Origin of the sequence: Pseudomonas sp. G166, from assembly GCF_037027455.2 — a bacterium.
Taxonomy (GTDB): domain Bacteria; phylum Pseudomonadota; class Gammaproteobacteria; order Pseudomonadales; family Pseudomonadaceae; genus Aquipseudomonas.
In genome coordinates, this window is sequence record NZ_CP146985.1 from 118,490 (window position 1) to 143,141 (window position 24,652).

Sequence of the window (24,652 nt, forward strand, 5' to 3'; positions counted from 1 at the left end):
CCACTGCAGGAGAGAGCCACCATGGCCAGCAATTCGTTACGTAAAGCCTCGTTGCAAAGCATGGAAGCGGAGATCGAGAGTCTGCTCAAGTCGTTGGAAAGCCTGAAGGACGATGCGTCGGACGAGTCGCGTAAGACCCTCAAGTCGCTCAAGGCAAATGCTGAAAACGCGCTGAAACATTCTCGTCATCTGCTGAGCGATGCCTATGAAGAGGTCAAGGTGAAAACCCGTGAAACCGGGATCGCCACGCGCGACTACGCTCAGGAACACCCTTGGACCACGGCCGGTGTCGCGGTCGGGGCGCTGGGTCTGTTGGCCGCTTATTTGTTGTGCAAACGCGGCGACTGAGCTGATCGGCTCAGCTCATGCTTGAGCCATTGCGCCAATTGCCGGGCGCGACCGTCTGCGGCGCGCTTGGGTAGCCACAACGCCAGTCGCGCCGGGGTTTCGTCGAAACCCCATGGCGCGACCAGGCGACCGGCCCGCAGATCTTCTGCCACCAGCGGCTCGGGGGCGATGGCCACGCCCAGCCCGGCAACCGCCGCCTCCAGCAAATAATACAAATGCTCGAACCCCTGCCCGAACTTCAGTGCCTGGGGATCAAGGGCGTTTTGGCGTGCCCAGGTCGGCCAGGCCTGGGGGCGAGACGCGGTATGTAGCAACACCTCGCCCAAGATTGCGCTGGCCGGTGCGCTTTGCAGACGCTCGAACCCAGCGTAGCGCGGGCTCATCACCGGGCCGATCCGCTCGCTGACCAGTTCATACACTTGCATGTCTGCCGGCCAGGGCGGTTCGGCGAACAGCAGCAAGGCATCCAGGCCAGGTCGCCTAGGGTCCAGGTCGCCTTCGCCGGCAGACAGGTGCAAGCGCAAATCCGGCAGGTCGGCATTGAGCCTGCCCAGGCGGGGAATGAACCATCGCGCCAGCAGGCTGCCCGAGCAGCCCAGGACGAACGGAGCATCCGCCGTGCTTTGCGTCAGTTCTGCGCAAACGGAGCGTAAGCGTTCGAATGCGTCGGCGCTGGCGTCGCGCAAACGCATGCCCGCATCTGTGAGTTTCAGGCCGCGACCTTCCTTAATGAACAGGCTAACGCCCAGATGCTCTTCCAGCACCTTCAATTGTCGACTGACGGCACCATGGGTAACGTGTAGCTGTTCAGCCGCCTGACTTACGCTGTTCAGGCGGGCGGTGGCCTCGAAGGCGCGCAAGGCGTTGAGCGGGGGAAGGTCGTGACTCATGGGATCTGTGAGTTTTCCTGACAGGTTGTGGCGATCTTATCGGTTTTCAGCGCGGGATGTCAGGGGTAGAGTGACCCTCATTGTCTTTCTACGCATTCGCTTGGAGCGCCCGATGACCCAGTCTACGACCCCCTTCAACCTGCGCAGTGGTCCCGACGCGAACGGCCTGTTCGGTGCGTTCGGTGGCCGCTATGTGGCCGAAACCCTCATGCCGCTGATCCTCGACCTGGCCCGCGAATACGAAGTGGCGAAGGAAGATCCGGCGTTCCTCGAAGAATTGGCCTACTTCCAGCGTGACTACGTCGGACGTCCGAGCCCACTCTACTTCGCCGAGCGCCTGACCGAATACTGCGGCGGCGCCAAGATCTATCTCAAGCGTGAAGAGCTCAACCACACCGGCGCGCACAAGATCAACAACTGCATCGGCCAGATCCTGTTGGCGCGGCGCATGGGCAAAAAACGCATCATCGCCGAGACCGGGGCCGGCATGCACGGCGTGGCGACCGCCACCGTGGCCGCACGTTTCGGTCTGGATTGCGTAATCTATATGGGCACCACCGACATCGAGCGCCAGCAGGCCAACGTGTTCCGCATGAAACTGCTGGGTGCCGAAGTAATCCCGGTGGTCGCCGGCACCGGCACGCTGAAGGATGCAATGAACGAGGCCTTGCGTGACTGGGTCACCAACGTCGACAGCACGTTCTACCTGATCGGCACCGTGGCTGGCCCGCACCCTTACCCGGCGATGGTTCGCGACTTCCAGGCCGTGATCGGCAAGGAAACCCGCACTCAACTGCAAGCCCAGGAAGGTCGCCTGCCCGATAGCCTGGTGGCATGCATCGGTGGCGGCTCCAACGCCATGGGCCTGTTCCATCCATTCCTGGACGACAAGAGCGTTGAAATCATCGGCGTCGAAGCCGCAGGTTATGGCATCGAGACCGGTAAACACGCGGCGAGCCTGAACGGCGGGGTCCCGGGTGTACTGCACGGCAACCGCACTTTCCTGTTGCAGGACGAAGATGGTCAGATCATCGATGCCCACTCGATCTCCGCGGGCCTCGATTACCCGGGTATCGGCCCGGAACACGCCTGGTTGCACGACATTGGCCGCGTCCAATACACCTCGGTCACCGACGCCGAAGCCCTGGAAGCTTTTCACAAATGCTGTCGCCTGGAAGGGATTATTCCTGCACTGGAAAGCGCCCATGCCTTGGCTGAAGTATTCAAGCGCGCACCGAGCCTGCCCAAAGATCACCTGATGGTGGTCAACCTGTCCGGTCGCGGCGACAAAGACATGCAAACCGTGATGCACCACATGGAACAGTCCCAGCAGGAGAAACACTGATGAGCCGCCTGCAAACCCGTTTTGCCGAACTCAAGGAACAGAACCGCGCCGCCCTGGTGACTTTCGTCACGGCTGGCGACCCGGACTACGACACTTCGCTGGCAATCCTCAAGGGGCTGCCGGCGGCTGGTGCCGACGTGATCGAGTTGGGCATGCCGTTCACCGATCCGATGGCCGATGGCCCAGCAATCCAGTTAGCGAACATTCGCGCCCTGGGTGCCCAGCAGAACCTGGCGAAAACCTTGCAGATGGTTCGCCAGTTCCGTGAAGGCAATACCGAGACGCCGCTGGTGTTGATGGGCTACTTCAACCCAATCCACCGCTACGGCGTGCAGCGTTTCATTGGCGAGGCCCTGGACTCTGGTGTGGATGGCCTGATCGTTGTGGACATGCCGCCCGAGCACAACAGCGAACTGTGTGAACCGGCCCAGGCCGCCGGCCTGGACTTCATCCGCCTGACCACGCCAACCACCGATGACGTGCGTTTGCCGACTGTGCTCAATGGCAGTTCGGGCTTTGTGTATTACGTGTCGGTGGCGGGTGTCACCGGCGCTGGCGCCGCGACGCTGGAACATGTGGAAGAAGCCGTGGCGCGTCTGCGTCGTCACACCGATTTGCCGATCAGTATCGGTTTCGGCATTCGTACGCCGGAGCAGGCCGCTGCCATAGCCCGGTTGGCCGACGGCGTGGTGGTGGGCTCGGCGCTGATCGACCATATCGCCAATGCCGATACGTCGGAACAGGCGATTGATGGCGTGTTGAGCTTGTGTGCCGCCCTGGCTGATGGTGTGCGCAAGGCACGTGTCAGCTGATCTGCATCTGGCTTGCAAAAAGGGGTTCAGAACTTGGTTCTGAACCCCTTTTTGTTGCGTGCAAAGTGCTCGAAGAGCGGCTCCCTAGCCACACACAGGTCAGAGGAGCCATCAAGGCAACTCCAATCCTCCACTGGCCTTGTGCAGCTTGCGCAAATGCTCGCCGATCTCTTTGACATTGGCCTCACTGGCGGCAATCTCAGCGGCGCGGCTCGGCTCAAGCAAAGCCCGGACTTCCTTATCCAGATCGCCAGTCAGCGTTTGCAGCTGTTTCTGACGTGAGCTGCTTTCCGATTCCAGTCGTTGCCACTCGCTAGGTTGTGGCAACCCGTAGCCGCTGCTGCCCAGCAACTCGGCGGGGCGGCTGAGGAAACCACTGTTGGCGAGGATCTGCTGCAGCGTTGCGTTGGCTCTTTCCATGCCGCCGTTCTGCAATTCACGGGCACCGAGGTAGCGCTGTTTGACCTCGTCCTGAGCCAGCAGCAGTTGCCGGCGATAGCTGGCTTGTTCCAACAGCAACAATGCCGCGCTGGTGCGCAGGTCGGCTTGTTCGAACCAGACGCGGCGTTCGGCAGCGTCCAGGGCCAGCCAGTCTTCTACTGTTTGTTGCTTGATGGGCAGGTACTTCTTCAGCACATTGAACATGGCCTGATACCGCTCGCGGAAGGAGTCGAAGCGGTAGCCCAGCCGCAAGGCTTCCTTGGGATCATCCAGAACGCTGGTGTCGGCCATGCCCCGACCCTTGAGTACCTCCAGCAAGCCGTTGGGCATGATGCTGTCCAGGCCTTTGAGTTGCTGGTTATTGCTGCCGCTGCGCAGCAGTTTCAAGCTTTCCACCGCGCAGTTGTTGGATAGGAAGTAATAGTTGCCGTCGTAGCTCCAGTGCATTTCGGCGGCGTGCTCGACGGTTTCCTCGATCTCGGTACGCGACAGATTCAGTGGCACCGACGCCAGGCTGCGCAGCTCGGTCTTGGTGTATTCATCGATCACTTGGGCCAGCGGCAGTACGAACAGGCGTGACGGGTATTTGCCCACCAGTCCGTCCCAGCTCGACAACTGCACATCGCCCACGAAGGCGCGATACGACAGCACCAGGTGTTGATCCAGATCCAGCCGACAGTCTGGTCCTCGCGGGCGACCCGGTGCGCAGATCACCAGCCGGAGCATGCTGTGGCCCCAGCGGCTGACCCAGTTCTGGTTGGCTTCGGCTAGCAGGTAATCGATGGCATACACCCGTTCTGGGTCAACCTTGCCCAGTGGCGTCTTGGCGAAATCGTTACCGGCGTTGAGGAAGGCGAACGACTTGGCACACGTGTCCTTGGCGGCAGGTGCCCAGCCGAAGTGTTCCTGGTAATAGCGATACAGGGCGGGGCGTCGGCAGGCGTAGCTCGGGTCGAGGAGAAAGTACTCCATGTTGACCGCGACGAACTCCTTGGGGCTGCTCGTCTCGTAGAGATCCGGGCTGCGGGCGACCTGGCGGTTATGCTGTTCCCGCTCTCCGCGACGGCCGACGTATTGCGGCCAACCGGCGAGGTCCAGCAAACGTGGGTCATCGCTAAGGGTGAACCGGCGGTCGTTCTGGCCTCGGCACTCATCCGGCAGACCGATGAGCCCAGCGCTGCTGTTGCGCCGGGTGCAACGCTGGATCAGCGCGCGCTCGGCGTCCGGCCATAGGCGCGAACGGTCATAGATGTGGGTCAGTTCATGCAGGACCGTGGCGAGCATTTCCCGTCGCACAGTGCCATGGGGGCGGTGGGTCTTTTGCGTGGCGGCGCTGCCATCGGTGAGGCTGTCGAGCAGGTTGCTATTGAGGTCCAGCTGCGACACCAATGAAGCCTGGCCGTAGGCGTTGGCAGGCATCTGGTCAGTCCAGCCGACATCGATGCGCCGGTCCAGTCGCTCGATGAAGCGTGGCGGCAGGGCCTGCATGGCTTCATCGAGCAGTGCCTGGCTGGCCTGCTGCTGCGCCGGGCTCAAGCCGTCGCCGTTGAGGTGCAGTTGCAGGCCGGCCTGGGCGGTGCCGCCCATGAGCAGCACCAACCCGGCCGCCAGCCAGGCGGCGAGCCGCCTCACAGTGCGAGGATGGCTTCGGCGAGAACCTGGTCACTGGCATCGCGCGCTTCGGGCACGCGGGTGCGCAAGGTGTCGAAGGCGGCCTCAAGATGAGCGCCACGAATCTCACCGTTGCTGGCGACAAAACTGGCCGCATCGTCATGGGCTTCACGGACGATTTTCGAGTCACGGATGGACGTGGTGGTGTCGGACGTGAAATCGATTGTGCGCTGGGAAGCGCGAACGATGATGTTACTGGTGGCTACCAGGGTATGTGCCTGGGCCACATCGGCCAACAACAGCAGGCCTAAGGTGGCAGCAATCAGCGGGCTACGCATGGAACGACTCCGGAGAATAAAGATAACTATTGGACGAGAATTGCTTGTGCCAGTTCAAGGTCGCTGACGTGAAGTTTTGGCTGGGTCCGGCGCAGGTAGTCCAGGGCCGACTCCAGTTGTGCCCCCCGTAATTGTCCGTCACTGGCGATGAATGCCGCAGCGTCATCGTGAGCGGCGACGATCAGTTTATGGTCGAAGGGCGCGGAGGTCACCATGCTTGAGGCATAGCCGCTAACCACCACTTGTTGAGTGGACACATCGAAGGCGTGGGCCGGAATGGACCAGCAAACGGCGCTAAAGAAAAATGCGATGAACAGATCTGAGTAAAAACGCATAAGACTCGACGGTTGATGGCGAGTCCGAAGGCTAGCGCAAACTCCCGGCCCAGAGCCAGTGTTGAAACATCGGAACACGATTGGCGACCCGATGTTTCATGTTCGGATCAGATCACCAGGATGGCTTGGGCCAGCTGCGCATCGGTGGCGTTGAGCTGCGGCGCTTGTTGGCGGATGTACTCCAGGGCGCTTTCCAGCTTCACACCACGGATGGTGCCTTCGCTGGCTACGAAGCTCGCAGCGTCATCACGGGCGGCCTGAACGATTTTGTTATCGCGCAACGACGAGGTTGCATCCGAGGTGGCGTCGGACGTTGCCTTGAGCGCACCCACGATGGAGTCGGTGGTGACAATAAAGCTGCTGGCATTGGAATGGGCTGCTACGGCCAGTAGGGCGACAGCGCTGAGCAAACGAAGACGGATCATGATGAAGCTCCTTGAATAGAGAGGGAGGCTGGGGCGTGTAACTGGAAGAGGAGACGTATGCTCCACTGGCTTCGCCACGTTGGGTTCGATATTAGGTCAGAACGCTATCGGCTGGCAGCACTTGCAATACCCCGCAGGTGATTTTATCGCGGCGCAGGCAAACTGTACCTGTTGGTTTTTATTTTGTGTAAAACTGTTTTTTCTTGCTGTTGATATGAGAATCAAACCCGGAAACGACAAGACCCGTCGTGGTTCCCCACGACGGGTCTTGTTTGTTCAATTCGGTGCTGGCGGTGGACCCGGTGGGTCAGGGCCAGCGACGCTGAGTTAGCGCCAGAACGGCTTGCTCAGCTCTTCGTAGCGTTGTGCTTCGCTGATACCGGCGTCAGCCAGCAGACGCGAATCCAGACGAGCCAGTTGATGGCGGCTGGCGATGCGGCGCTGCCACAACATCAGGTTAGCAATAACGCGAAGAGGCAGGGAAGCCTGGTTTTTTTCAGCTTTGTCTTCGAAAAACAGCTCGGAACTGAGTGTACGTTCCATGGTTGACATCCTTCCGCTTATGGCGGGATTAGGTAGTGGTTTACTGGTGCCCATGTTCCTCTCGTTTGGCCAGTCTCTCTAGATACAGTTCACTTGTATTGTGAGAGACCAGTTAACTGTTAAAGAGCAGTGTACTGGTCGATATTGAGGCAACTGTACCTATGAGCACTATAATGGTGCATTTTTGAGTAATAATTCATATTTTGTGAGAAAAGACTGTAAGAAAACACCGGTACAGCAGTACAGTTTTTGTCATATCCGAGTCAGATTGCAGAGGGTAACTAAAACTGTATTTGCCATAGCGGTGAACCAGCTGTATCAGACGGCCAACATGCGCCCGGTTTCTTCCAGGTTAAGGTGCCAACTCAGTGCATCGCGCAAGATGTGCGGGGTATGCCCGCCCAGGGCACACGCTGCTTCAAAATACTCACTCAAGGCCTGGCGGTAGGACGGATGCACGCAGTTATCGATGACCACTCGGGCCCGCTCCCGTGGCGCTAGGCCTCGCAGGTCGGCCAAACCGATTTCGGTCACCAGGATGTCGACATCGTGCTCGGTATGGTCCACATGGCTGACCATCGGCACCACACTGGAAATTGCGCCGCCCTTGGCGATCGACTTGGTGACAAAAATCGCCAGGTGCGCATTACGGGCGAAATCCCCCGAGCCGCCGATGCCGTTCATCATCCGCGTGCCGCAGACATGGGTGGAGTTGACGTTGCCGTACAAGTCGAACTCCAACGCTGTATTGATGGCAATGATGCCCAGGCGGCGTACCACCTCCGGATGGTTGGAAATCTCCTGCGGACGCAGGACCAATTTATCCTTATACCGTTCCAGATTGCCGAAGACATCGGCATTGCGTCGAGCTGATAACGTGATGGAACTGCCCGAGGCAAAGCTCAGTTTGCCAGCGTCGATCAGATCGAACGTGGAGTCCTGCAGTACCTCGGAGTACATGGTCAGGTCTTCGAACGGAGATTCGATCAGCCCGCACATCACGGCGTTGGCGATATTGCCGATACCGGCCTGCAACGGTCCGAGCTTGTTGGTCATGCGCCCGGCCGCGACTTCCTGCTTGAAGAAATCGATTAAATGATCAGCAATAGCCTGGGTATCGCTATCCGGTGGCAAAACTGTCGAAGGCGAATCGGCTTGGTTGGTGATGACGATAGCGGCAATTTTTTCCGGTGGGATCGGGATCGCGGAACTGCCAATACGGTCATCGACCTTTACCAGGGGAATCGGCGTACGAGTCGGGCGATAGGTCGGGATATAGATGTCGTGCAACCCTTCCAGGTTAGGGTTATGCGCCATGTTGATTTCTACGATCACCTGCCTGGCGAAGATAGCAAAGCTGGCCGAATTACCCACAGAAGTGGTCGGCACGATATGACCCTGTTCGGTGATGGCCACCGCTTCGATTACTGCAATGTCCGGCAGCTTGAGCTGGGCGTTGCGCATTTGTTCGACGGTTTCCGAGAGGTGCTGGTCAATGAACATCACCTCGCCTGCATTGATCGCCTTGCGCAGCGTGCTGTCGACCTGGAAGGGCATGCGTCGCGCCAGCACACCGGCTTCGGTGAGCTCCTTGTCCAGGTCGTTACCCAGGCTCGCGCCGGTCATCAGGCTGATTTTCAGCGGGGTGATCTTGGCGCGCTCGGCCAAGGCGTGAGGTACCGCTTTCGCTTCACCGGCGCGGGTAAACCCACTCATGCCGACGGTCATGCCGTCCTGAATCAACAAGGCTGCTTCGGCAGCACTCATCACTTTATTCAACAAAGAGGGCAAGCGGATGCGATCACGGTACATGGGGGATTATCTCGGGCTGGAAGCAAGATGCGCAGTCTATTGAATTCGCGCCGTGCCCGACCCGCTACAAAAGTCGCATTTTGGGCGTCTATTACGGGCGTTTCAGGCAAAACATTATTACCGGATCGGTAACGTTCGGCCTTGATACAAATCAAAACGCCCCGATAAGTCGGGGCGCTAGTGGTGAAGCGGTGAACGTTATTCCACCGCTTTGACCATGTCTTCGATGACCTTCTTGGCGTCACCGAACACCATCATGGTCTTGTCGAGGTAGAACAGCTCGTTGTCCAGGCCGGCATAACCGCTGGCCATCGAGCGCTTGTTGACGATGATGGTCTTGGCCTTGAATGCTTCGAGGATCGGCATGCCGGCAATCGGCGATTTCGGATCGTTCTTCGCCGCCGGGTTGACCACGTCGTTGGCGCCGAGCACCAGCACCACGTCGGCCTGGCCGAACTCGGAGTTGATGTCTTCCATTTCGAACACTTGGTCGTAAGGTACTTCGGCCTCGGCGAGCAGCACGTTCATATGGCCGGGCATGCGGCCCGCTACCGGGTGGATCGCGTACTTCACGGTGACGCCGCGGTGGGTCAGCTTCTCGGTCAACTCCTTGAGCGCGTGCTGCGCCCGCGCCACCGCCAAGCCGTAGCCCGGCACGATGATCACTGTGTCGGCGTTGGTCAGCAGGAAGGTCGCGTCATCAGCCGAACCGGATTTCACCGGACGGGCTTCTTTGGAGCCTGCCGGGCCTGCGGCGTCCGCGGTGTTGCCGAAGCCGCCGAGCAACACGTTGAAGAACGAACGATTCATCGCCTTGCACATGATGTACGACAGGATCGCACCGCTCGAACCCACCAGCGAACCGGCAATGATCAGCATCGAGTTGTTCAGTGAGAAGCCGATGCCCGCTGCGGCCCAACCGGAATAACTGTTGAGCATCGACACCACCACCGGCATGTCCGCGCCGCCGATCGGGATGATGATCAACACGCCCAGTACGAACGCCAGGGCCAGCATCAAGGCGAACGCGCCGAGATTACCGGTGAACATGAAGGTCAGGCCCAGGGCCAGTGTTGCAAGGCCAAGGATCAGGTTGAGCTTGTGCTGACCGCCAAACTGTACCGGTGCGCCTTGGAACAGGCGGAACTTGTACTTGCCCGACAGCTTGCCGAAGGCGATCACTGAGCCGGAGAAGGTGATAGCGCCGATAGCTGCGCCGAGGAACAGCTCCAGACGGTTACCGGCCGGAATCGAATCGCCCAACTGCTTGACGATGCCCAGGGACTGCGGCTCGACCACGGCGGCAATCGCGATAAACACCGCGGCCAGGCCGATCATGCTGTGCATGAACGCAACCAATTCCGGCATCTTGGTCATCTCGACACGCTTGGCCATGATCGAACCGGCGGTGCCGCCGACCAACAGACCGACGATGACGTAGCCAATGCCGGCAGTGGCCAGCTCAGCCCCTAGCTTATAAATGAGGCCCACGGTGGTAAGCACCGCCAGCGCCATGCCGAGCATGCCGAACAGGTTGCCTCGGCGGGACGTAGTGGGATGCGACAGGCCTTTGAGGGCCTGGATGAAGCAGATCGACGCGATCAGGTAGAGCGTCGTTACCAGGTTCATGCTCATTACTTGGGCGCCTCTTCTTTTACGGCTTTCGGGGCTTTTTTCTTGAACATCTCAAGCATGCGGCGCGTCACCAGGAAGCCACCGAACACGTTCACCGCGGCCAGGGCCACGGCGAGGGTGCCCATGGTCTTGCCCAGCGGCGTCACGGTCAGCGCGGCGGCGAGCATGGCGCCGACGATCACGATTGCCGAAATAGCGTTGGTCACCGCCATCAACGGTGTGTGCAGTGCGGGTGTAACGTTCCAGACCACGTGGTAACCGACATAAATCGCCAGCACGAAGATGATCAGGTTGTAGATACCGGGGGAGATAAGCTCTTCCATTGTCTGAATCCCTGCTTAGGCGTTTTTGCGGATGACTTGGCCGTCGCGGCACATCAGGCACGCGGCGACGATGTCGTCTTCCAGGTTCACGTCGAACTGACCTTCCTTGGTGAAGACCAGCTTCAGGAAGTCCAGCAGGTTGCGGGCGTACAGCGCCGAAGCATCGGCCGCGACTTCGCCGGCCAGGTTGGTCGGACCGCAAATGGTCACACCATTCGCGACCACGACCTGATCGGCTACCGTCAGTGGGCAGTTACCGCCCTGGGCCGCCGCGAGGTCGATGACCACCGAGCCGGGTTTCATCTGCGCGACGGTTTCGGCACTCAGCAAGGTCGGGGCCTTGCGGCCCGGAATCAACGCGGTGGTGATGACGATGTCAGCCTGCTTGGCGCGCTCGTGCACAGCTTGGGCCTGGCGCTGCATCCAGCTGGCAGGCATGGGCCGGGCGTAACCCCCGACACCGACGGCGCATTCACGCTCTTCGTCGGTTTCGTAAGGCACGTCGACGAACTTGGCGCCGAGGGATTCGATTTGTTCCTTCACCGCCGGGCGTACGTCCGAAGCCTCGATCACTGCACCCAGGCGCTTGGCCGTAGCAATCGCCTGCAGCCCGGCCACACCGGCACCGAGAATCAGCACGCGCGCCGCTTTCACGGTGCCCGCAGCGGTCATCAGCATCGGCATGAAGCGTGGATAGTAGTGAGCGGCGAGTAGCACGGCTTTGTAGCCGGCAATGTTCGCTTGAGAAGACAGCACATCCAGGCTCTGGGCGCGGGAGGTGCGGGGCGCGGCCTCAAGGGCGAAAGCGGTTATGCCACGTTCGGCCAGCTTGGCGATGGTTTCGTTGTTGAACGGGTTGAGCATGCCCACCAGAACGGTGCCGCTCTTGATCAACGCCAGTTCGCTGTCGCTGGGGGCGACCACCTTGAGGATCAGCTCGGCCCCAAACGCGTCATTGGCGCTGCCAATGGTCGCACCTGCAGCTTCATAGGCACTGTCAACAACGCTTGCCTTGATGCCGGCACCGCTTTGAACAGTGACTTTATGGCCTTGGCCGATCAGCTTCTTGATGGTTTCCGGGGTTGCAGCAACCCGTGTTTCGCCCGTTTGGGTTTCGAGGGGAACACCAATGTGCACGTCAAATCTCCTGCGTGATCTTATTGAGTAAACCCAGGCACTTCGGATGGTGCGGCTGGGGCGGCCGATCAGCACGATCCCGCCGAATCAGGCGGGGCGCGGCATTTTGCAGGCGAAAATTCAGCCCTTCAAGGGATTATGACTGGTGACGGAAAATTAACTACAAGTCACCCTGTGACCGAATGTCGCAATTGTTGGTTAGAACCCCTTGTAGGCCGTGCTTTTCAAGGATTAAGGCCTGAATTGACCCATCTTCCCATCGGCCAGATGAATAAGCCCTGATGCGCTGCGCGATATGGCTCAAAGCCATGCATTTAAACGCTTTAGAGACTACGGTACTAACTTCATAACAGATTGACTGAATGCGACATAAACTTATATCTGTAGCGTTTTTTGTTAGTTGACTACCTAAGTCGGGTATATATTTTTCCTTATTAATCAAGCTGATAGCTAATAGCCTGTCGTACAAGCCAATCGCGAAAGGCCTGAAGAGATGCAGATTCGACCTTTCGCTCAGGAATCATCAAGTAGTAGGCCTTGATACTCGACAGTGCGTTACGGTTGGCAACGACCAATCGTTTCTCTGCCAGCTCGCGCTGAATCAAAAAGGGCGGTATCAGCGCGATCCCCATGTCGTGCATGGCCGCCTGAGCAAGCATGGAGAATAGTTCATAACGCGGGCCTGTCAGGTCTCGCGCAATGTTCAAGTTCTGTGAGTTGAACCACTGGCGCCATGCATACGGGCGAGTGGTCTGCTGGAGCAAGGGTAATTCGGCGATAGCCTCTGGTGTCAGACTCTTCCGGTCGCCTAGTAAGGTGGGACTGCATACCGGCATCGGATTTTCGCCCATCAGCTTGTGGGATTGGGTGCCGGACCAGTCCGCATCGCCAAAATAGATGGCGGCGTCAAACTCTGTGTCCGCAAAGAGGAAGGGGCGCGTACGGTTGGTCAGATTGACGGTGACTTCTGGGTGTTGTCGCTGGAAATCCTTGAGGCGCGGTAGTAGCCATTGGGTGCCGAACGTTGGTACCACCGCCAGCTCGATGACGTTCGCGCCGGTGTGTCCCATTACCGAAAGGGTATCGCGCTCCACGGCGTCCAGTTGGGTGGCAACCCGGCGGCTGTAGGAAAGACCTGCTTCGGTCAGTTTGACCCCGCGTCGTGAACGTCGGAACAGTTCCACGCTGAGGAACTCTTCCAGGCTGGCAATCTGTCGGCAAATGGCTCCTTGTGTAAGAGAAAGCTCTTGCGCGGCCTTGGTGAAGCTCTCGTGACGTGCGGCAGCCTCAAAACTGATCAGGGCGGTGGTGCTAGGGATTTTACGACGCATGTACGAAAGCCTCACTCAATATTGGCATAAACGGGGTTTACGACGTTTACGGAGTGAGAAATTAGCACAACACTATGCGGAATCCTCGTTTGCCCTTGTAGGAAAGCACGCCTAGGATCAATCCACGTTTTTCATTTAATTGGCGAGGACTCTTTTCATGGCCGGTAAAGCGAGCTTCAACTGGATCGATCCATTGTTGCTGGACCAGCAGCTCACTGAAGAGGAGCGCATGATTCGCGACACTGCTGAGCAGTTCGCCCAACAGAAGCTGGCCCCGCGAGTGCTGGAAGCGTTCCGTCATGAAAAAACCGACCCGGCCATCTTCCGTGAAATGGGTGAAGTGGGGCTGCTGGGCGCTACCATTCCCGAGCAATACGGTGGCAGTGGGCTGAACTACGTCAGCTATGGCCTGATCGCCCGAGAAGTGGAGCGCGTCGATTCAGGCTATCGCTCGATGATGAGCGTGCAGTCCTCGCTGGTGATGGTGCCGATCAATGAATTCGGCACTGAGGCCCAAAAGCAAAAGTATCTGCCGAAGCTGGCCTCCGGTGAATGGATCGGTTGCTTCGGCCTGACCGAGCCAAACCATGGGTCCGACCCGGGCGCGATGATTACTCGTGCGCGCAAGGTCGAAGGCGGTTACAGCCTGACGGGTAGCAAGATGTGGATAACCAACAGTCCTATTGCCGACGTATTTGTTGTCTGGGGCAAGGACGATGCGGGGGATATCCGTGGCTTCGTGCTCGAGAAGGGTTGGAAAGGCCTGAGTGCGCCGGCCATTCATGGCAAGGTCGGCCTGCGAGCTTCGATCACTGGTGAGATCGTCATGGATAACGTGTTCGTTCCGGAAGAAAATATCTTCCCGGATGTCCGTGGCCTGAAGGGGCCGTTCACCTGTCTGAATTCGGCGCGCTACGGCATCTCCTGGGGGGCCTTGGGTGCTGCTGAATTCTGCTGGCATACCGCTCGCCAATACACGCTGGACCGGCAGCAGTTTGGTCGTCCTCTGGCCGCCAATCAGTTGATCCAGAAGAAGCTGGCTGACATGCAGACCGAAATCACCCTCGCCCTGCAAGGATGTCTGCGTCTGGGGCGCATGAAAGATGAGGGTACGGCTGCGGTTGAAATCACTTCGATCATGAAGCGCAACTCCTGCGGCAAGTCTCTGGATATTGCTCGCATGGCGCGGGACATGTTGGGCGGCAACGGTATATCCGATGAGTTCGGCATCGCCCGCCATCTAGTGAACCTTGAAGTAGTGAATACCTACGAAGGCACGCACGACGTTCATGCGCTGATTCTTGGGCGTGCGCAAACCGGCATCCAGGCGTTCTATTAATAGGAGGACGGCATGGGCGCGCTTTCGCATCTGCGGGTATTGGATTTATCGAGGGTGCTGGCTGGGCCCTGGGCCGGACAGATCCTGGCTGACCTGGGGGCCGAGGTTATCAAGGTCGAGCGTCCTGGCAGCGGTGACGATACGCGCGCCTGGGGGCCGCCTTTCCTGAAGGATGCCTATGGCGAGAATACGACCGAGGCGGCGTATTACTTGTCGGCCAATCGCAACAAGCAATCGGTGACTATCGATTTCACTCGTCCCGAGGGGCAGAAGCTGGTGCGGGAACTGGCGACCAAGTCCGACATCCTGATCGAGAACTTCAAGGTGGGCGGGTTGGCGGCTTATGGTCTGGACTACGACTCGCTGAAGGCGGCCAACCCGCAATTGATCTATTGCTCGATTACCGGGTTCGGCCAGACTGGTCCTTATGCCAAGCGCGCCGGGTATGACTTTATGATTCAGGGGTTGGGAGGCCTGATGAGCCTTACGGGGCGCCCTGAAGGAGATGAGGGGGCGGGGCCGGTGAAAGTCGGGGTCGCGCTCACGGATATTCTGACAGGTGTTTATTCGACTGTTGCCATTCTGGCGGCGCTGGCTCACCGCGAGCACGCAGGCGGTGGGCAGCATATCGATATGGCCTTGCTGGATGTTCAGGTGGCTTGCCTGGCCAACCAGGCAATGAACTACCTGGCCACAGGTGCTGCGCCGAAACGACTCGGTAACGCTCATCCGAACATCGTGCCCTACCAGGACTTTCCTACGGCTGACGGTGACTTCATCCTTACTGTGGGGAATGACGGTCAGTTCCGAAAGTTTGCCGAGGTGGCCGGTCAGCCGCAGTGGGCTGATGATCCTCGTTTCGCGACAAACAAACTGCGGGTGGCGAATCGGGCGATCCTGATTCCGTTGATTCGTCAGGCGACGGTCTTCAAGACTACTGCTGAATGGGTGGCTCAGTTAGAGCAGGCCGGTGTGCCTTGTGGACCAATCAATGATCTGGCGCAGGTGTTTGCTGACCCCCAGGTGCAGGCTCGCGGGTTGGCGATGGAATTGCCTCACGCGCTGGCGGGTAAAGTACCGCAGGTGGCCAGCCCGATTCGTTTGTCCGAGACGCCGGTGGAGTATCGTAGCGCGCCTCCTTTATTAGGAGAGCACACGCTGGAGGTGCTGCAGCGGGTATTAGGGGTGGATGAGGCCACGGTGAAGGCTTTGAGGGAGGCCGGGGTCCTTTGAGTCTTCCTTCTATATAGATGAAGTCGTTTAGAAGGTGGGGGGGGCGGTTTTCTGGTGTTCTCGCAACTTATTGATAGAAAAGCGTAATTAAGGGTTGACGGCAAATTCTGGACGTCTATAATTCGCCCCACTTCCGGCGCAGTCGAAACGGAAAACTCCTTGAGTTTCAATGAGTTAACCATGTTTTGAAGGCGCCGGGCTTCAGTTCATCGAAGCCAGGAAGCAGTTGATAAGGCGGTGTTTGTTTGGTCTTGTCAGCGATTCGATCTTCTCGGTCGAAAGCGGAGAAAAAGAGGTGTTGACAGCAGCGAGTAACGCTGTAGAATTCGCCTCCCGCTAACGAGAGATCGGAAGCGCAAGTGGTTGAAGTTGTTGATGTTTCCCAAGCGAAACTTTGAAAACTTCTTAAAATAACCGCTTGACAGATACATCGGGCGCTGTAGAATGCGCGCCTCGGTTGAGACGAAAGCTCTTAACCAACCGCTCTTTAACAACTGAATCAAGCAATTCGTGTGGGTGCTTGTGGAGTCAGACTGCTAGTCAACAGATTATCAGCATCGCAAGTTACTCCGCGAGAAATCAAAGATGTAACCAACGATTGCTGAGCCAAGTTTAGGGTTTTCTCAAAACCCAAAGATGTTTGAACTGAAGAGTTTGATCATGGCTCAGATTGAACGCTGGCGGCAGGCCTAACACATGCAAGTCGAGCGGTAGAGAGGTGCTTGCACCTCTTGAGAGCGGCGGACGGGTGAGTAATGCCTAGGAATCTGCCTGGTAGTGGGGGATAACGCTCGGAAACGGACGCTAATACCGCATACGTCCTACGGGAGAAAGCAGGGGACCTTCGGGCCTTGCGCTATCAGATGAGCCTAGGTCGGATTAGCTAGTTGGTGGGGTAATGGCTCACCAAGGCGACGATCCGTAACTGGTCTGAGAGGATGATCAGTCACACTGGAACTGAGACACGGTCCAGACTCCTACGGGAGGCAGCAGTGGGGAATATTGGACAATGGGCGAAAGCCTGATCCAGCCATGCCGCGTGTGTGAAGAAGGTCTTCGGATTGTAAAGCACTTTAAGTTGGGAGGAAGGGCAGTTACTTAATACGTGATTGTCTTGACGTTACCGACAGAATAAGCACCGGCTAACTCTGTGCCAGCAGCCGCGGTAATACAGAGGGTGCAAGCGTTAATCGGAATTACTGGGCGTAAAGCGCGCGTAGGTGGTTCGTTAAGTTGGATGTGAAATCCCCGGGCTCAACCTGGGAACTGCATTCAAAACTGTCGAGCTAGAGTATGGTAGAGGGTGGTGGAATTTCCTGTGTAGCGGTGAAATGCGTAGATATAGGAAGGAACACCAGTGGCGAAGGCGACCACCTGGACTGATACTGACACTGAGGTGCGAAAGCGTGGGGAGCAAACAGGATTAGATACCCTGGTAGTCCACGCCGTAAACGATGTCAACTAGCCGTTGGGAGCCTTGAGCTCTTAGTGGCGCAGCTAACGCATTAAGTTGACCGCCTGGGGAGTACGGCCGCAAGGTTAAAACTCAAATGAATTGACGGGGGCCCGCACAAGCGGTGGAGCATGTGGTTTAATTCGAAGCAACGCGAAGAACCTTACCAGGCCTTGACATCCAATGAACTTTCCAGAGATGGATTGGTGCCTTCGGGAACATTGAGACAGGTGCTGCATGGCTGTCGTCAGCTCGTGTCGTGAGATGTTGGGTTAAGTCCCGTAACGAGCGCAACCCTTGTCCTTAGTTACCAGCACGTTATGGTGGGCACTCTAAGGAGACTGCCGGTGACAAACCGGAGGAAGGTGGGGATGACGTCAAGTCATCATGGCCCTTACGGCCTGGGCTACACACGTGCTACAATGGTCGGTACAGAGGGTTGCCAAGCCGCGAGGTGGAGCTAATCCCACAAAACCGATCGTAGTCCGGATCGCAGTCTGCAACTCGACTGCGTGAAGTCGGAATCGCTAGTAATCGCGAATCAGAATGTCGCGGTGAATACGTTCCCGGGCCTTGTACACACCGCCCGTCACACCATGGGAGTGGGTTGCACCAGAAGTAGCTAGTCTAACCTTCGGGGGGACGGTTACCACGGTGTGATTCATGACTGGGGTGAAGTCGTAACAAGGTAGCCGTAGGGGAACCTGCGGCTGGATCACCTCCTTAATCGACGACCGCAGCTGCTTCATGAGCTCCCACACGAATTGCTTGATTCATTGAAGAAGACGATAGAAGCAGCTTTAAGCTCCAAGCTGATAGCTCACGCTAACAGTTACAAGCTCGAAATTGGGTCTGTAGCTCAGTTGGTTAGAGCGCACCCCTGATAAGGGTGAGGTCGGCAGTTCGAATCTGCCCAGACCCACCAATTTTGTTATGGGGCCATAGCTCAGCTGGGAGAGCGCCTGCCTTGCACGCAGGAGGTCAGCGGTTCGATCCCGCTTGGCTCCACCATAAACTGCTTCTGAAAGCTTAGAAATGAGCATTCCATCAAGGTGATGGTGAATGTTGATTTCTAGTCTTTTGATTAGATCGTTCTTTAAAAATTTTGGGTATGTGATAGAAAGATAGACTGAACGTTACTTTCACTGGTAACGGATCAGGCTAAGGTAAAATTTGTGAGTTGCTCTTTGAGCATGCATGCGAATTTTCGGCGAATGTCGTCTTCACAGTATAACCAGATTGCTTGGGGTTATATGGTCAAGTGAAGAAGCGCATACGGTGGATGCCTTGGCAGTCAGAGGCGATGAAAGACGTGGTAGCCTGCGAAAAGCTTCGGGGAGTCGGCAAACAGACTTTGATCCGGAGATGTCTGAATGGGGGAACCCAGCCATCATAAGATGGTTATCTTGTACTGAATACATAGGTGCAAGAGGCGAACCAGGGGAACTGAAACATCTAAGTACCCTGAGGAAAAGAAATCAACCGAGATTCCCTTAGTAGTGGCGAGCGAACGGGGACTAGCCCTTAAGCTTCTTTGATTTTAGCGGAACGCTCTGGAAAGTGCGGCCATAGTGGGTGATAGCCCTGTACGCGAAAGGATCTTAGAAGTGAAATCGAGTAGGACGGAGCACGAGAAACTTTGTCTGAATATGGGGGGACCATCCTCCAAGGCTAAATACTACTGACTGACCGATAGTGAACTAGTACCGTGAGGGAAAGGCGAAAAGAACCCCGGAGAGGGGAGTGAAATAGATCCTGAAACCGTATGCGTACAAGCAGTGGGAGCCCACTTTGTTGGGTGACTGCGTACCTTTTGTATAATGGGTCAGCGACTTATTTTCAGTGGCGAGCTTAACCGAATAGGGGAGGCGTAGCGAAAGCGAGTCTTAATAGGGCGTCTAGTCGCTGGGAATAGACCCGAAACCGGGCGATCTATCCATGGGCAGGTTGAAGGTTGGGTAACACTAACTGGAGGACCGAACCGACTACCGTTGAAAAGTTAGCGGATGACCTGTGGATCGGAGTGAAAGGCTAATCAAGCTCGGAGATAGCTGGTTCTCCTCGAAAGCTATTTAGGTAGCGCCTCATGTATCACTGTAGGGGGGTAGAGCACTGTTTCGGCTAGGGGGTCATCCCGACTTACCAAACCGATGCAAACTCCGAATACCTACAAGTGCCGAGCATGGGAGACACACGGCGGGTGCTAACGTCCGTCGTGAAAAGGGAAACAACCCAGACCGTCAGCTAAGGTCCCAAAGTTATGGTTAAGTGGGAAACGATGTGGGAAGGCTTAGACAGCTAGGAGGTTGGCTTAGAAGCAGCCACCCTTTAAAGAAAGCGTAATAGCTCACTAGTCGAGTCGGCCTGCGCGGAAGATGTAACGGGGCTCAAACCATACACCGAAGCTACGGGTATCACGCAAGTGATGCGGTAGAGGAGCGTTCTGTAAGCCTGTGAAGGTGAGTTGAGAAGCTTGCTGGAGGTATCAGAAGTGCGAATGCTGACATGAGTAACGACAATGGGTGTGAAAAACACCCACGCCGAAAGACCAAGGTTTCCTGCGCAACGTTAATCGACGCAGGGTTAGTCGGTCCCTAAGGCGAGGCTGAAAAGCGTAGTCGATGGAAAACAGGTTAATATTCCTGTACTTCTGGTTATTGCGATGGAGGGACGGAGAAGGCTAGGCCAGCTTGGCGTTGGTTGTCCAAGTTTAAGGTGGTAGGCTGAGATCTTAGGTAAATCCGGGATCTTAAGGCCGAGAGCTGATGACGAGTTACCCTTTGGGTGACGAAGTGGTTGATGCCATGCTTCCAAGAAAAGCTTCTAAGCTTCAGGTAACCAGGAACCGTACCCCAAACCGACACAGGTGGTTGGGTAGAGAATACCAAGGCGCTTGAGAGAACTCGGGTGAAGGAACTAGGCAAAATGGCACCGTAACTTCGGGAGAAGGTGCGCCGGTGAGGGTGAAGCACTTGCTGCGTAAGCCCACGCCGGTCGAAGATACCAGGCCGCTGCGACTGTTTATTAAAAACACAGCACTCTGCAAACACGAAAGTGGACGTATAGGGTGTGACGCCTGCCCGGTGCCGGAAGGTTAATTGATGGTTAGCTAACGCGAAGCTCTTGATCGAAGCCCCGGTAAACGGCGGCCGTAACTATAACGGTCCTAAGGTAGCGAAATTCCTTGTCGGGTAAGTTCCGACCTGCACGAATGGCGTAACGATGGCGGCGCTGTCTCCACCCGAGACTCAGTGAAATTGAAATCGCTGTGAAGATGCAGTGTATCCGCGGCTAGACGGAAAGACCCCGTGAACCTTTACTATAGCTTTGCACTGGACTTTGAATTTGCTTGTGTAGGATAGGTGGGAGGCTTTGAAGCGTGGACGCCAGTTCGCGTGGAGCCATCCTTGAAATACCACCCTGGCAACTTTGAGGTTCTAACTCAGGTCCGTTATCCGGATCGAGGACAGTGTATGGTGGGTAGTTTGACTGGGGCGGTCTCCTCCTAAAGAGTAACGGAGGAGTACGAAGGTGCGCTCAGACCGGTCGGAAATCGGTCGTAGAGTATAAAGGCAAAAGCGCGCTTGACTGCGAGACAGACGTCGAGCAGGTACGAAAGTAGGTCTTAGTGATCCGGTGGTTCTGTATGGAAGGGCCATCGCTCAACGGATAAAAGGTACTCCGGGGATAACAGGCTGATACCGCCCAAGAGTTCATATCGACGGCGGTGTTTGGCACCTCGATGTCGGCTCATCACATCCTGGGGCTGAAGCCGGTCCCAAGGGTATGGCTGTTCGCCATTTAAAGTGGTACGCGAGCTGGGTTTAGAACGTCGTGAGACAGTTCGGTCCCTATCTGCCGTGGACGTTTGAGATTTGAGAGGGGCTGCTCCTAGTACGAGAGGACCGGAGTGGACGAACCTCTGGTGTTCCGGTTGTCACGCCAGTGGCATTGCCGGGTAGCTATGTTCGGGAAAGATAACCGCTGAAAGCATCTAAGCGGGAAACTTGCCTCAAGATGAGATCTCACTGGGACCTTGAGTCCCCTGAAGGGCCGTCGAAGACTACGACGTTGATAGGCAGGGTGTGTAAGCGCTGTGGGCGTTGAGCTAACCTGTACTAATTGCCCGTGAGGCTTGACCATATAACACCCAAGCAATTTGCTGACCCGAAAGGGCACCAGATTGCGGTGTGTGAAGACGACATGAACCGAAAGTTCGCAGCAAACACACAAACTATCGCATACCCATTCGCTGGAACGTGACCGCAAGGCACGCGCTGGCTACCGAATTTCTTGACGACCATAGAGCATTGGAACCACCTGATCCCATCCCGAACTCAGCAGTGAAACGATGCATCGCCGATGGTAGTGTGGGGTTTCCCCATGTGAGAGTAGGTCATCGTCAAGATTAAATTCCAAAACCCCTATCTGCTGACGCAGGTAGGGGTTTTGTTTTAAGTAGAAGTTATAGATTTTCACTGGCTCGTTGTCGTTGAACGGGCTGGTCACAGAATTTCTTGACGACCATAGAGCATTGGAACCACCTGATCCCATCCCGAACTCAGCAGTGAAACGATGCATCGCCGATGGTAGTGTGGGGTTTCCCCATGTGAGAGTAGGTCATCGTCAAGATTGAATTCCCAAAACCCCTGTCTGCTGCTGCAGACAGGGGTTTTGTCGTTTTGGGCCGGTAATCGGATCGGCGCCTCTGATTGCTGTCGACGCCCGGCAAACCCCGAGGCCGTTGCTATGCTGTGATAGTCGGGCACTGGCGAAAAAGGGCCCGCGACGTCACTGGTCATGGGGATTCCAATAATGAAAAACCCTTATGCTCCCGGCTTCTGGTGCGCTATTGCGGCGTTGACGCTGCTGTCGGCCACTTATTTCTACGGCGTCATGCTCACTCACCAGATCGACAAGGCGCTGCTGTTCCTGGATAGCGCGGCTGCGTTGATCGGCGTGATCTCTATCGCAATCGTGGCTTGGGCTTCGCTTCAGGGCCAACGCATCAAGAAAAAACACCTTGAGCAAGGCAAGACACTGGTGCTGATCTGGGACACCAAGGTGGCGCTGCGGCGTGTCGAAACGGTGTTTGATCGTTATTTCTGGGGCAGTTACTGGCAGCCTGGTCGCACGTTCCAGGAAGTCATGGGGGAGCTCACCGGTACGCCGTTGGAAAAAAGCCTAGAAGCCCTCAAGGCCCAATGCGCTGCCTTGGACAAGCAAGTTACCCAGGACGGTTGGCATTGGCTCAATAACGCCCGTGAGCTGTGCGACGTCGCTAACGCCATGGCTCGAGAACGCTACCAACTGGACTTCTGCGATTCGCGGGCAGAGTCATCAGGCGCGGCGGTGATCAACCGCGATTTTGAAGTGCTGGTGTACACCTGGACGGCACGGTTGAAGACTTTCGACCATCAACTCGATGAGATTGAAGTCCAATATTCGTAGACCACCTCGCAAGAATATTCTTTTCCCCCTTTAAACATTGGGCCCGCTGGGGTGCCTGATGGTAATCTCCCTCCACTTTACGGCGTCGAGCCACACCCCTTACGGGTCAGGGAAGACGACTTTCTTCAACTATGGATATCGATCAGGTCACACATGAATAAATCAGCAAGCGTACTTCTTGGAATCGTTGTGGTTATCGGGGCTGTCAGTGCAGGTGGCGCCTGGTACACCGGTACGAAGCTTGAAGGAGTGCTGCAAACCGCTATTGCCGATAGTAATAAACAAATGCAAACGGCTTTGGCCGGGTCCAATAGCACCTCTTCGATCGAGTTGGTTTCCCTCGACCGTGGGACGTTTAGCAGCACCGCCCACTATCGTCTCAAGGGCGAAGGCGAGATATTTGGCGCAGAGCCGATCGAGTTGCTCTTCGTCGACAAGATCGAACACGGCCCCCTGCCATTCTCGCGTCTGGTGACGCTCAAGTGGCTGCCGGTCATGGCGACCAGCCACAGCGAGCTTGAGCGTAATCCATTGACTGAAAAGTGGTTCGCCGCCGCCAAGGACCAGTCACCGCTCAAAGGTGTGCTCAACCTGGGCTATGACAAGTCCATCAATGGCAGCTACGAGTTGCTGCCATTGGATACCAAGCTGGATGAGCAATCGCAGCTCACCTTCTCCGGTCTGAAGATCGATTTGGCCGCCAGCGCCCAGGCACAGAAGATCAAGGCCGACGGTTACATGGATAGCTTCAAGCTGACCACCGTCGCAGAGGACCAGACTCCAGTGCAGGTCGAGGTGAACGGTCTTACGTTGGCCAGCAACCTGAGCAAAAGCTCTTACGGCTACTACATGGGTGATAACACCCTGCTGCTGAGCAGCGTCAGGAGCACTTTTGGTGAGCCGAAATCGGTGCTTGGCCTGAAGAACTTCGAGATGAAGAACAACAGCACCGAGAGCGGGACCAGCGCATCGGGGCGTGCGGATTACAAGATCGGGGAATTGTCGTTCAACGATAAGACCATCGGCTCGGCACAAATGGCGGTCAGCCTGAAGAACCTGGACATTCCCGCCACGATGTCGCTGATGCAGGTCTATCAGACCAAATTGCAGCCCTACGAAAAAGCTGCTGCCGAGGCCGCTGCAGCTGGCGAACCGGCTCCAGAGTTGAACCTGACCGAGGCTGAAGAAGCGCAGGTCAAAGCCGATCTGGAAAAACTCCTGGCTGGCGGCCCACAAGTGGCGCTGGAAAACCTGTCGTTCAATACCGCCAACGGGGAAAGCCGTGCGAGCCTGGTCGTCGATCTGGCCAAGCCGCAATCGATGGACCTGCCACCCGATGAGTTGGGCCGTCAGTTGCTCGCGCTGTTGGAATTCAACCTGAAAGTATCCAAGCCGATGCTGGTGGATCTGATGACCGTGCAGGCGCAGATGGAAGGTCAAACTGACGCCAAACTGATCGCCGACCAAGCCACCGCCACCAGCGATATGTTCAGCGCCATGGCCGTCGGTACAGAACTGGCGACGCTTGAAGGCAGTGATGTGGTCACTAAGCTGCACTACGCCAACAATCAGGTCGATTTCAACGGCAAGAAAATGACCGTTGAGCAATTCACCGCCTTCGTCATGAGTAAGCTGGGCGGCGGCGTCGCCATCCAGTAACCGCTCAAGTACCAGCTGAAGCCCGGCCCGTGCATTGCGCACGGGCCGGGCTTTTTTTTGCCTATCGATAATCCACCACCGAAATATTCATCGATTCTGAAGAATTGTGGCGTTCTGAAAAATGACCCGTTCGGGAGTGCAAAACTAGGCCCATTAGAGCTTGGCTGGATTCCTTTGATCCGGCTTCCTGT

18 protein-coding genes, 2 tRNA genes and 4 rRNA genes are annotated in these 24,652 nt (G+C 56.8%); 13 read left to right on the plus strand and 11 right to left on the minus strand.

Going from position 1 to position 24,652, the window contains the following annotated elements; genetic code table 11:
* Positions 1-21: 21 nt before the first annotated feature.
* Complete coding sequence (locus SGN16_RS00565; protein WP_003196426.1) at positions 22-348, plus strand: DUF883 family protein; 327 nt, start codon at positions 22-24, stop codon at positions 346-348.
* Here the strand turns inward: SGN16_RS00565 and SGN16_RS00570 are convergent.
* Positions 321-1,238 carry a LysR family transcriptional regulator gene (locus tag SGN16_RS00570; RefSeq protein ID WP_210642239.1) on the minus strand — a complete coding sequence of 306 codons (918 nt, stop codon included), beginning with the start codon at positions 1,236-1,238 and terminating at the stop codon, positions 321-323. The genes SGN16_RS00565 and SGN16_RS00570 overlap by 28 nt on opposite strands.
* A 112-nt stretch (positions 1,239-1,350) precedes the next feature.
* On the opposite strand from SGN16_RS00570, the gene trpB reads away from it, so the two are divergent.
* Both trpB and trpA read left to right on the plus strand, forming a co-directional pair.
* Positions 1,351-2,583: a tryptophan synthase subunit beta gene (gene trpB / locus SGN16_RS00575; protein WP_335945053.1), complete on the plus strand. Its 1,233-nt coding sequence runs from the start codon at positions 1,351-1,353 to the stop codon at positions 2,581-2,583.
* Positions 2,583-3,395, plus strand: coding sequence for a tryptophan synthase subunit alpha (trpA, locus tag SGN16_RS00580; protein ID WP_210642241.1), 813 nt, complete (start codon positions 2,583-2,585; stop codon positions 3,393-3,395). The genes trpB and trpA overlap by 1 nt, the downstream gene beginning before the upstream one ends.
* A 111-nt stretch (positions 3,396-3,506) precedes the next feature.
* On the opposite strand, the gene SGN16_RS00585 is transcribed toward trpA, so the two are convergent.
* From SGN16_RS00585 to SGN16_RS00630, 10 genes are all read right to left on the minus strand, one after another.
* Entirely contained in the window at positions 3,507-5,468 is a 1,962-nt protein-coding gene (locus SGN16_RS00585) for a DUF4105 domain-containing protein (protein ID WP_210642242.1), read from the minus strand.
* Positions 5,465-5,785 carry a DUF2388 domain-containing protein gene (locus SGN16_RS00590; protein WP_025216193.1) on the minus strand — a complete coding sequence of 107 codons (321 nt, stop codon included), beginning with the start codon at positions 5,783-5,785 and terminating at the stop codon, positions 5,465-5,467. The genes SGN16_RS00585 and SGN16_RS00590 overlap by 4 nt, the downstream gene beginning before the upstream one ends.
* A gap of 26 nt (positions 5,786-5,811) precedes the next feature.
* Complete coding sequence (locus tag SGN16_RS00595) at positions 5,812-6,120, minus strand: DUF2388 domain-containing protein (RefSeq protein WP_335945054.1); 309 nt, start codon at positions 6,118-6,120, stop codon at positions 5,812-5,814.
* Positions 6,121-6,227: 107 nt separating this feature from the next.
* Positions 6,228-6,545, minus strand: a complete 318-nt coding sequence (locus tag SGN16_RS00600; protein WP_210642244.1) for a DUF2388 domain-containing protein — start codon at positions 6,543-6,545, stop codon at positions 6,228-6,230.
* A gap of 327 nt (positions 6,546-6,872) precedes the next feature.
* Positions 6,873-7,088, minus strand: a complete 216-nt coding sequence (locus tag SGN16_RS00605; protein ID WP_003187014.1) for a DUF1127 domain-containing protein — start codon at positions 7,086-7,088, stop codon at positions 6,873-6,875.
* Positions 7,089-7,406: 318 nt separating this feature from the next.
* Positions 7,407-8,900 carry an acetyl-CoA hydrolase/transferase family protein gene (locus SGN16_RS00610; protein WP_210642245.1) on the minus strand — a complete coding sequence of 498 codons (1,494 nt, stop codon included), beginning with the start codon at positions 8,898-8,900 and terminating at the stop codon, positions 7,407-7,409.
* 198 nt (positions 8,901-9,098) lie between these two features.
* Positions 9,099-10,535, minus strand: a complete 1,437-nt coding sequence (locus SGN16_RS00615) for an NAD(P)(+) transhydrogenase (Re/Si-specific) subunit beta (RefSeq protein WP_335945055.1) — start codon at positions 10,533-10,535, stop codon at positions 9,099-9,101.
* On the minus strand, positions 10,535-10,858 hold the full coding sequence (locus tag SGN16_RS00620; protein WP_003187010.1) for an NAD(P) transhydrogenase subunit alpha: 324 nt from the start codon (positions 10,856-10,858) through the stop codon (positions 10,535-10,537). Before SGN16_RS00620 ends, SGN16_RS00615 begins: the two co-directional genes overlap by 1 nt.
* 15 nt (positions 10,859-10,873) lie before the next feature.
* Positions 10,874-11,995 (minus strand): Re/Si-specific NAD(P)(+) transhydrogenase subunit alpha, encoded by a 1,122-nt coding sequence (locus SGN16_RS00625; RefSeq protein WP_210642246.1) that lies wholly within the window; start codon positions 11,993-11,995, stop codon positions 10,874-10,876.
* 434 nt (positions 11,996-12,429) lie between these two features.
* Positions 12,430-13,326 carry a LysR family transcriptional regulator gene (locus SGN16_RS00630; protein WP_335945056.1) on the minus strand — a complete coding sequence of 299 codons (897 nt, stop codon included), beginning with the start codon at positions 13,324-13,326 and terminating at the stop codon, positions 12,430-12,432.
* Positions 13,327-13,483: 157 nt separating this feature from the next.
* Between SGN16_RS00630 and SGN16_RS00635 the strand changes: the two genes are divergently transcribed.
* The 10 genes from SGN16_RS00635 (at position 13,484) to SGN16_RS00680 (ending at position 24,461) form a co-directional block, all read left to right on the plus strand.
* On the plus strand, positions 13,484-14,665 hold the full coding sequence (locus tag SGN16_RS00635; RefSeq protein ID WP_014335919.1) for an acyl-CoA dehydrogenase: 1,182 nt from the start codon (positions 13,484-13,486) through the stop codon (positions 14,663-14,665).
* A gap of 12 nt (positions 14,666-14,677) precedes the next feature.
* Positions 14,678-15,898: a CaiB/BaiF CoA-transferase family protein gene (locus tag SGN16_RS00640; protein ID WP_335945057.1), complete on the plus strand. Its 1,221-nt coding sequence runs from the start codon at positions 14,678-14,680 to the stop codon at positions 15,896-15,898.
* Between the two features lie 642 nt (positions 15,899-16,540).
* Positions 16,541-18,077, plus strand: a 16S ribosomal RNA gene (locus SGN16_RS00645).
* Positions 18,078-18,199: 122 nt separating this feature from the next.
* Positions 18,200-18,276 (plus strand) — tRNA-Ile (locus tag SGN16_RS00650).
* A 10-nt stretch (positions 18,277-18,286) separates the two neighbouring features.
* Positions 18,287-18,362, plus strand: a tRNA-Ala gene (locus SGN16_RS00655).
* Positions 18,363-18,606: 244 nt separating this feature from the next.
* Positions 18,607-21,494 (plus strand): 23S ribosomal RNA (locus tag SGN16_RS00660).
* Positions 21,495-21,643: 149 nt separating this feature from the next.
* Positions 21,644-21,759, plus strand: a 5S ribosomal RNA gene (gene rrf, locus SGN16_RS00665).
* A gap of 108 nt (positions 21,760-21,867) precedes the next feature.
* A 5S ribosomal RNA gene (gene rrf, locus SGN16_RS00670) occupies positions 21,868-21,983 on the plus strand.
* The 16S, 23S and 5S rRNA genes sit together here with 2 tRNA genes alongside, the layout of an rRNA operon.
* A 183-nt stretch (positions 21,984-22,166) precedes the next feature.
* The gene (locus SGN16_RS00675) at positions 22,167-22,802 is read left to right on the plus strand and encodes an NADH:ubiquinone oxidoreductase subunit N (protein WP_210642249.1); all 636 of its coding nucleotides are present in this window, start codon (positions 22,167-22,169) and stop codon (positions 22,800-22,802) included.
* A 153-nt stretch (positions 22,803-22,955) separates the two neighbouring features.
* Positions 22,956-24,461 carry a YdgA family protein gene (locus tag SGN16_RS00680; protein ID WP_339101942.1) on the plus strand — a complete coding sequence of 502 codons (1,506 nt, stop codon included), beginning with the start codon at positions 22,956-22,958 and terminating at the stop codon, positions 24,459-24,461.
* The last annotated feature ends 191 nt before the right edge of the window (positions 24,462-24,652 follow it).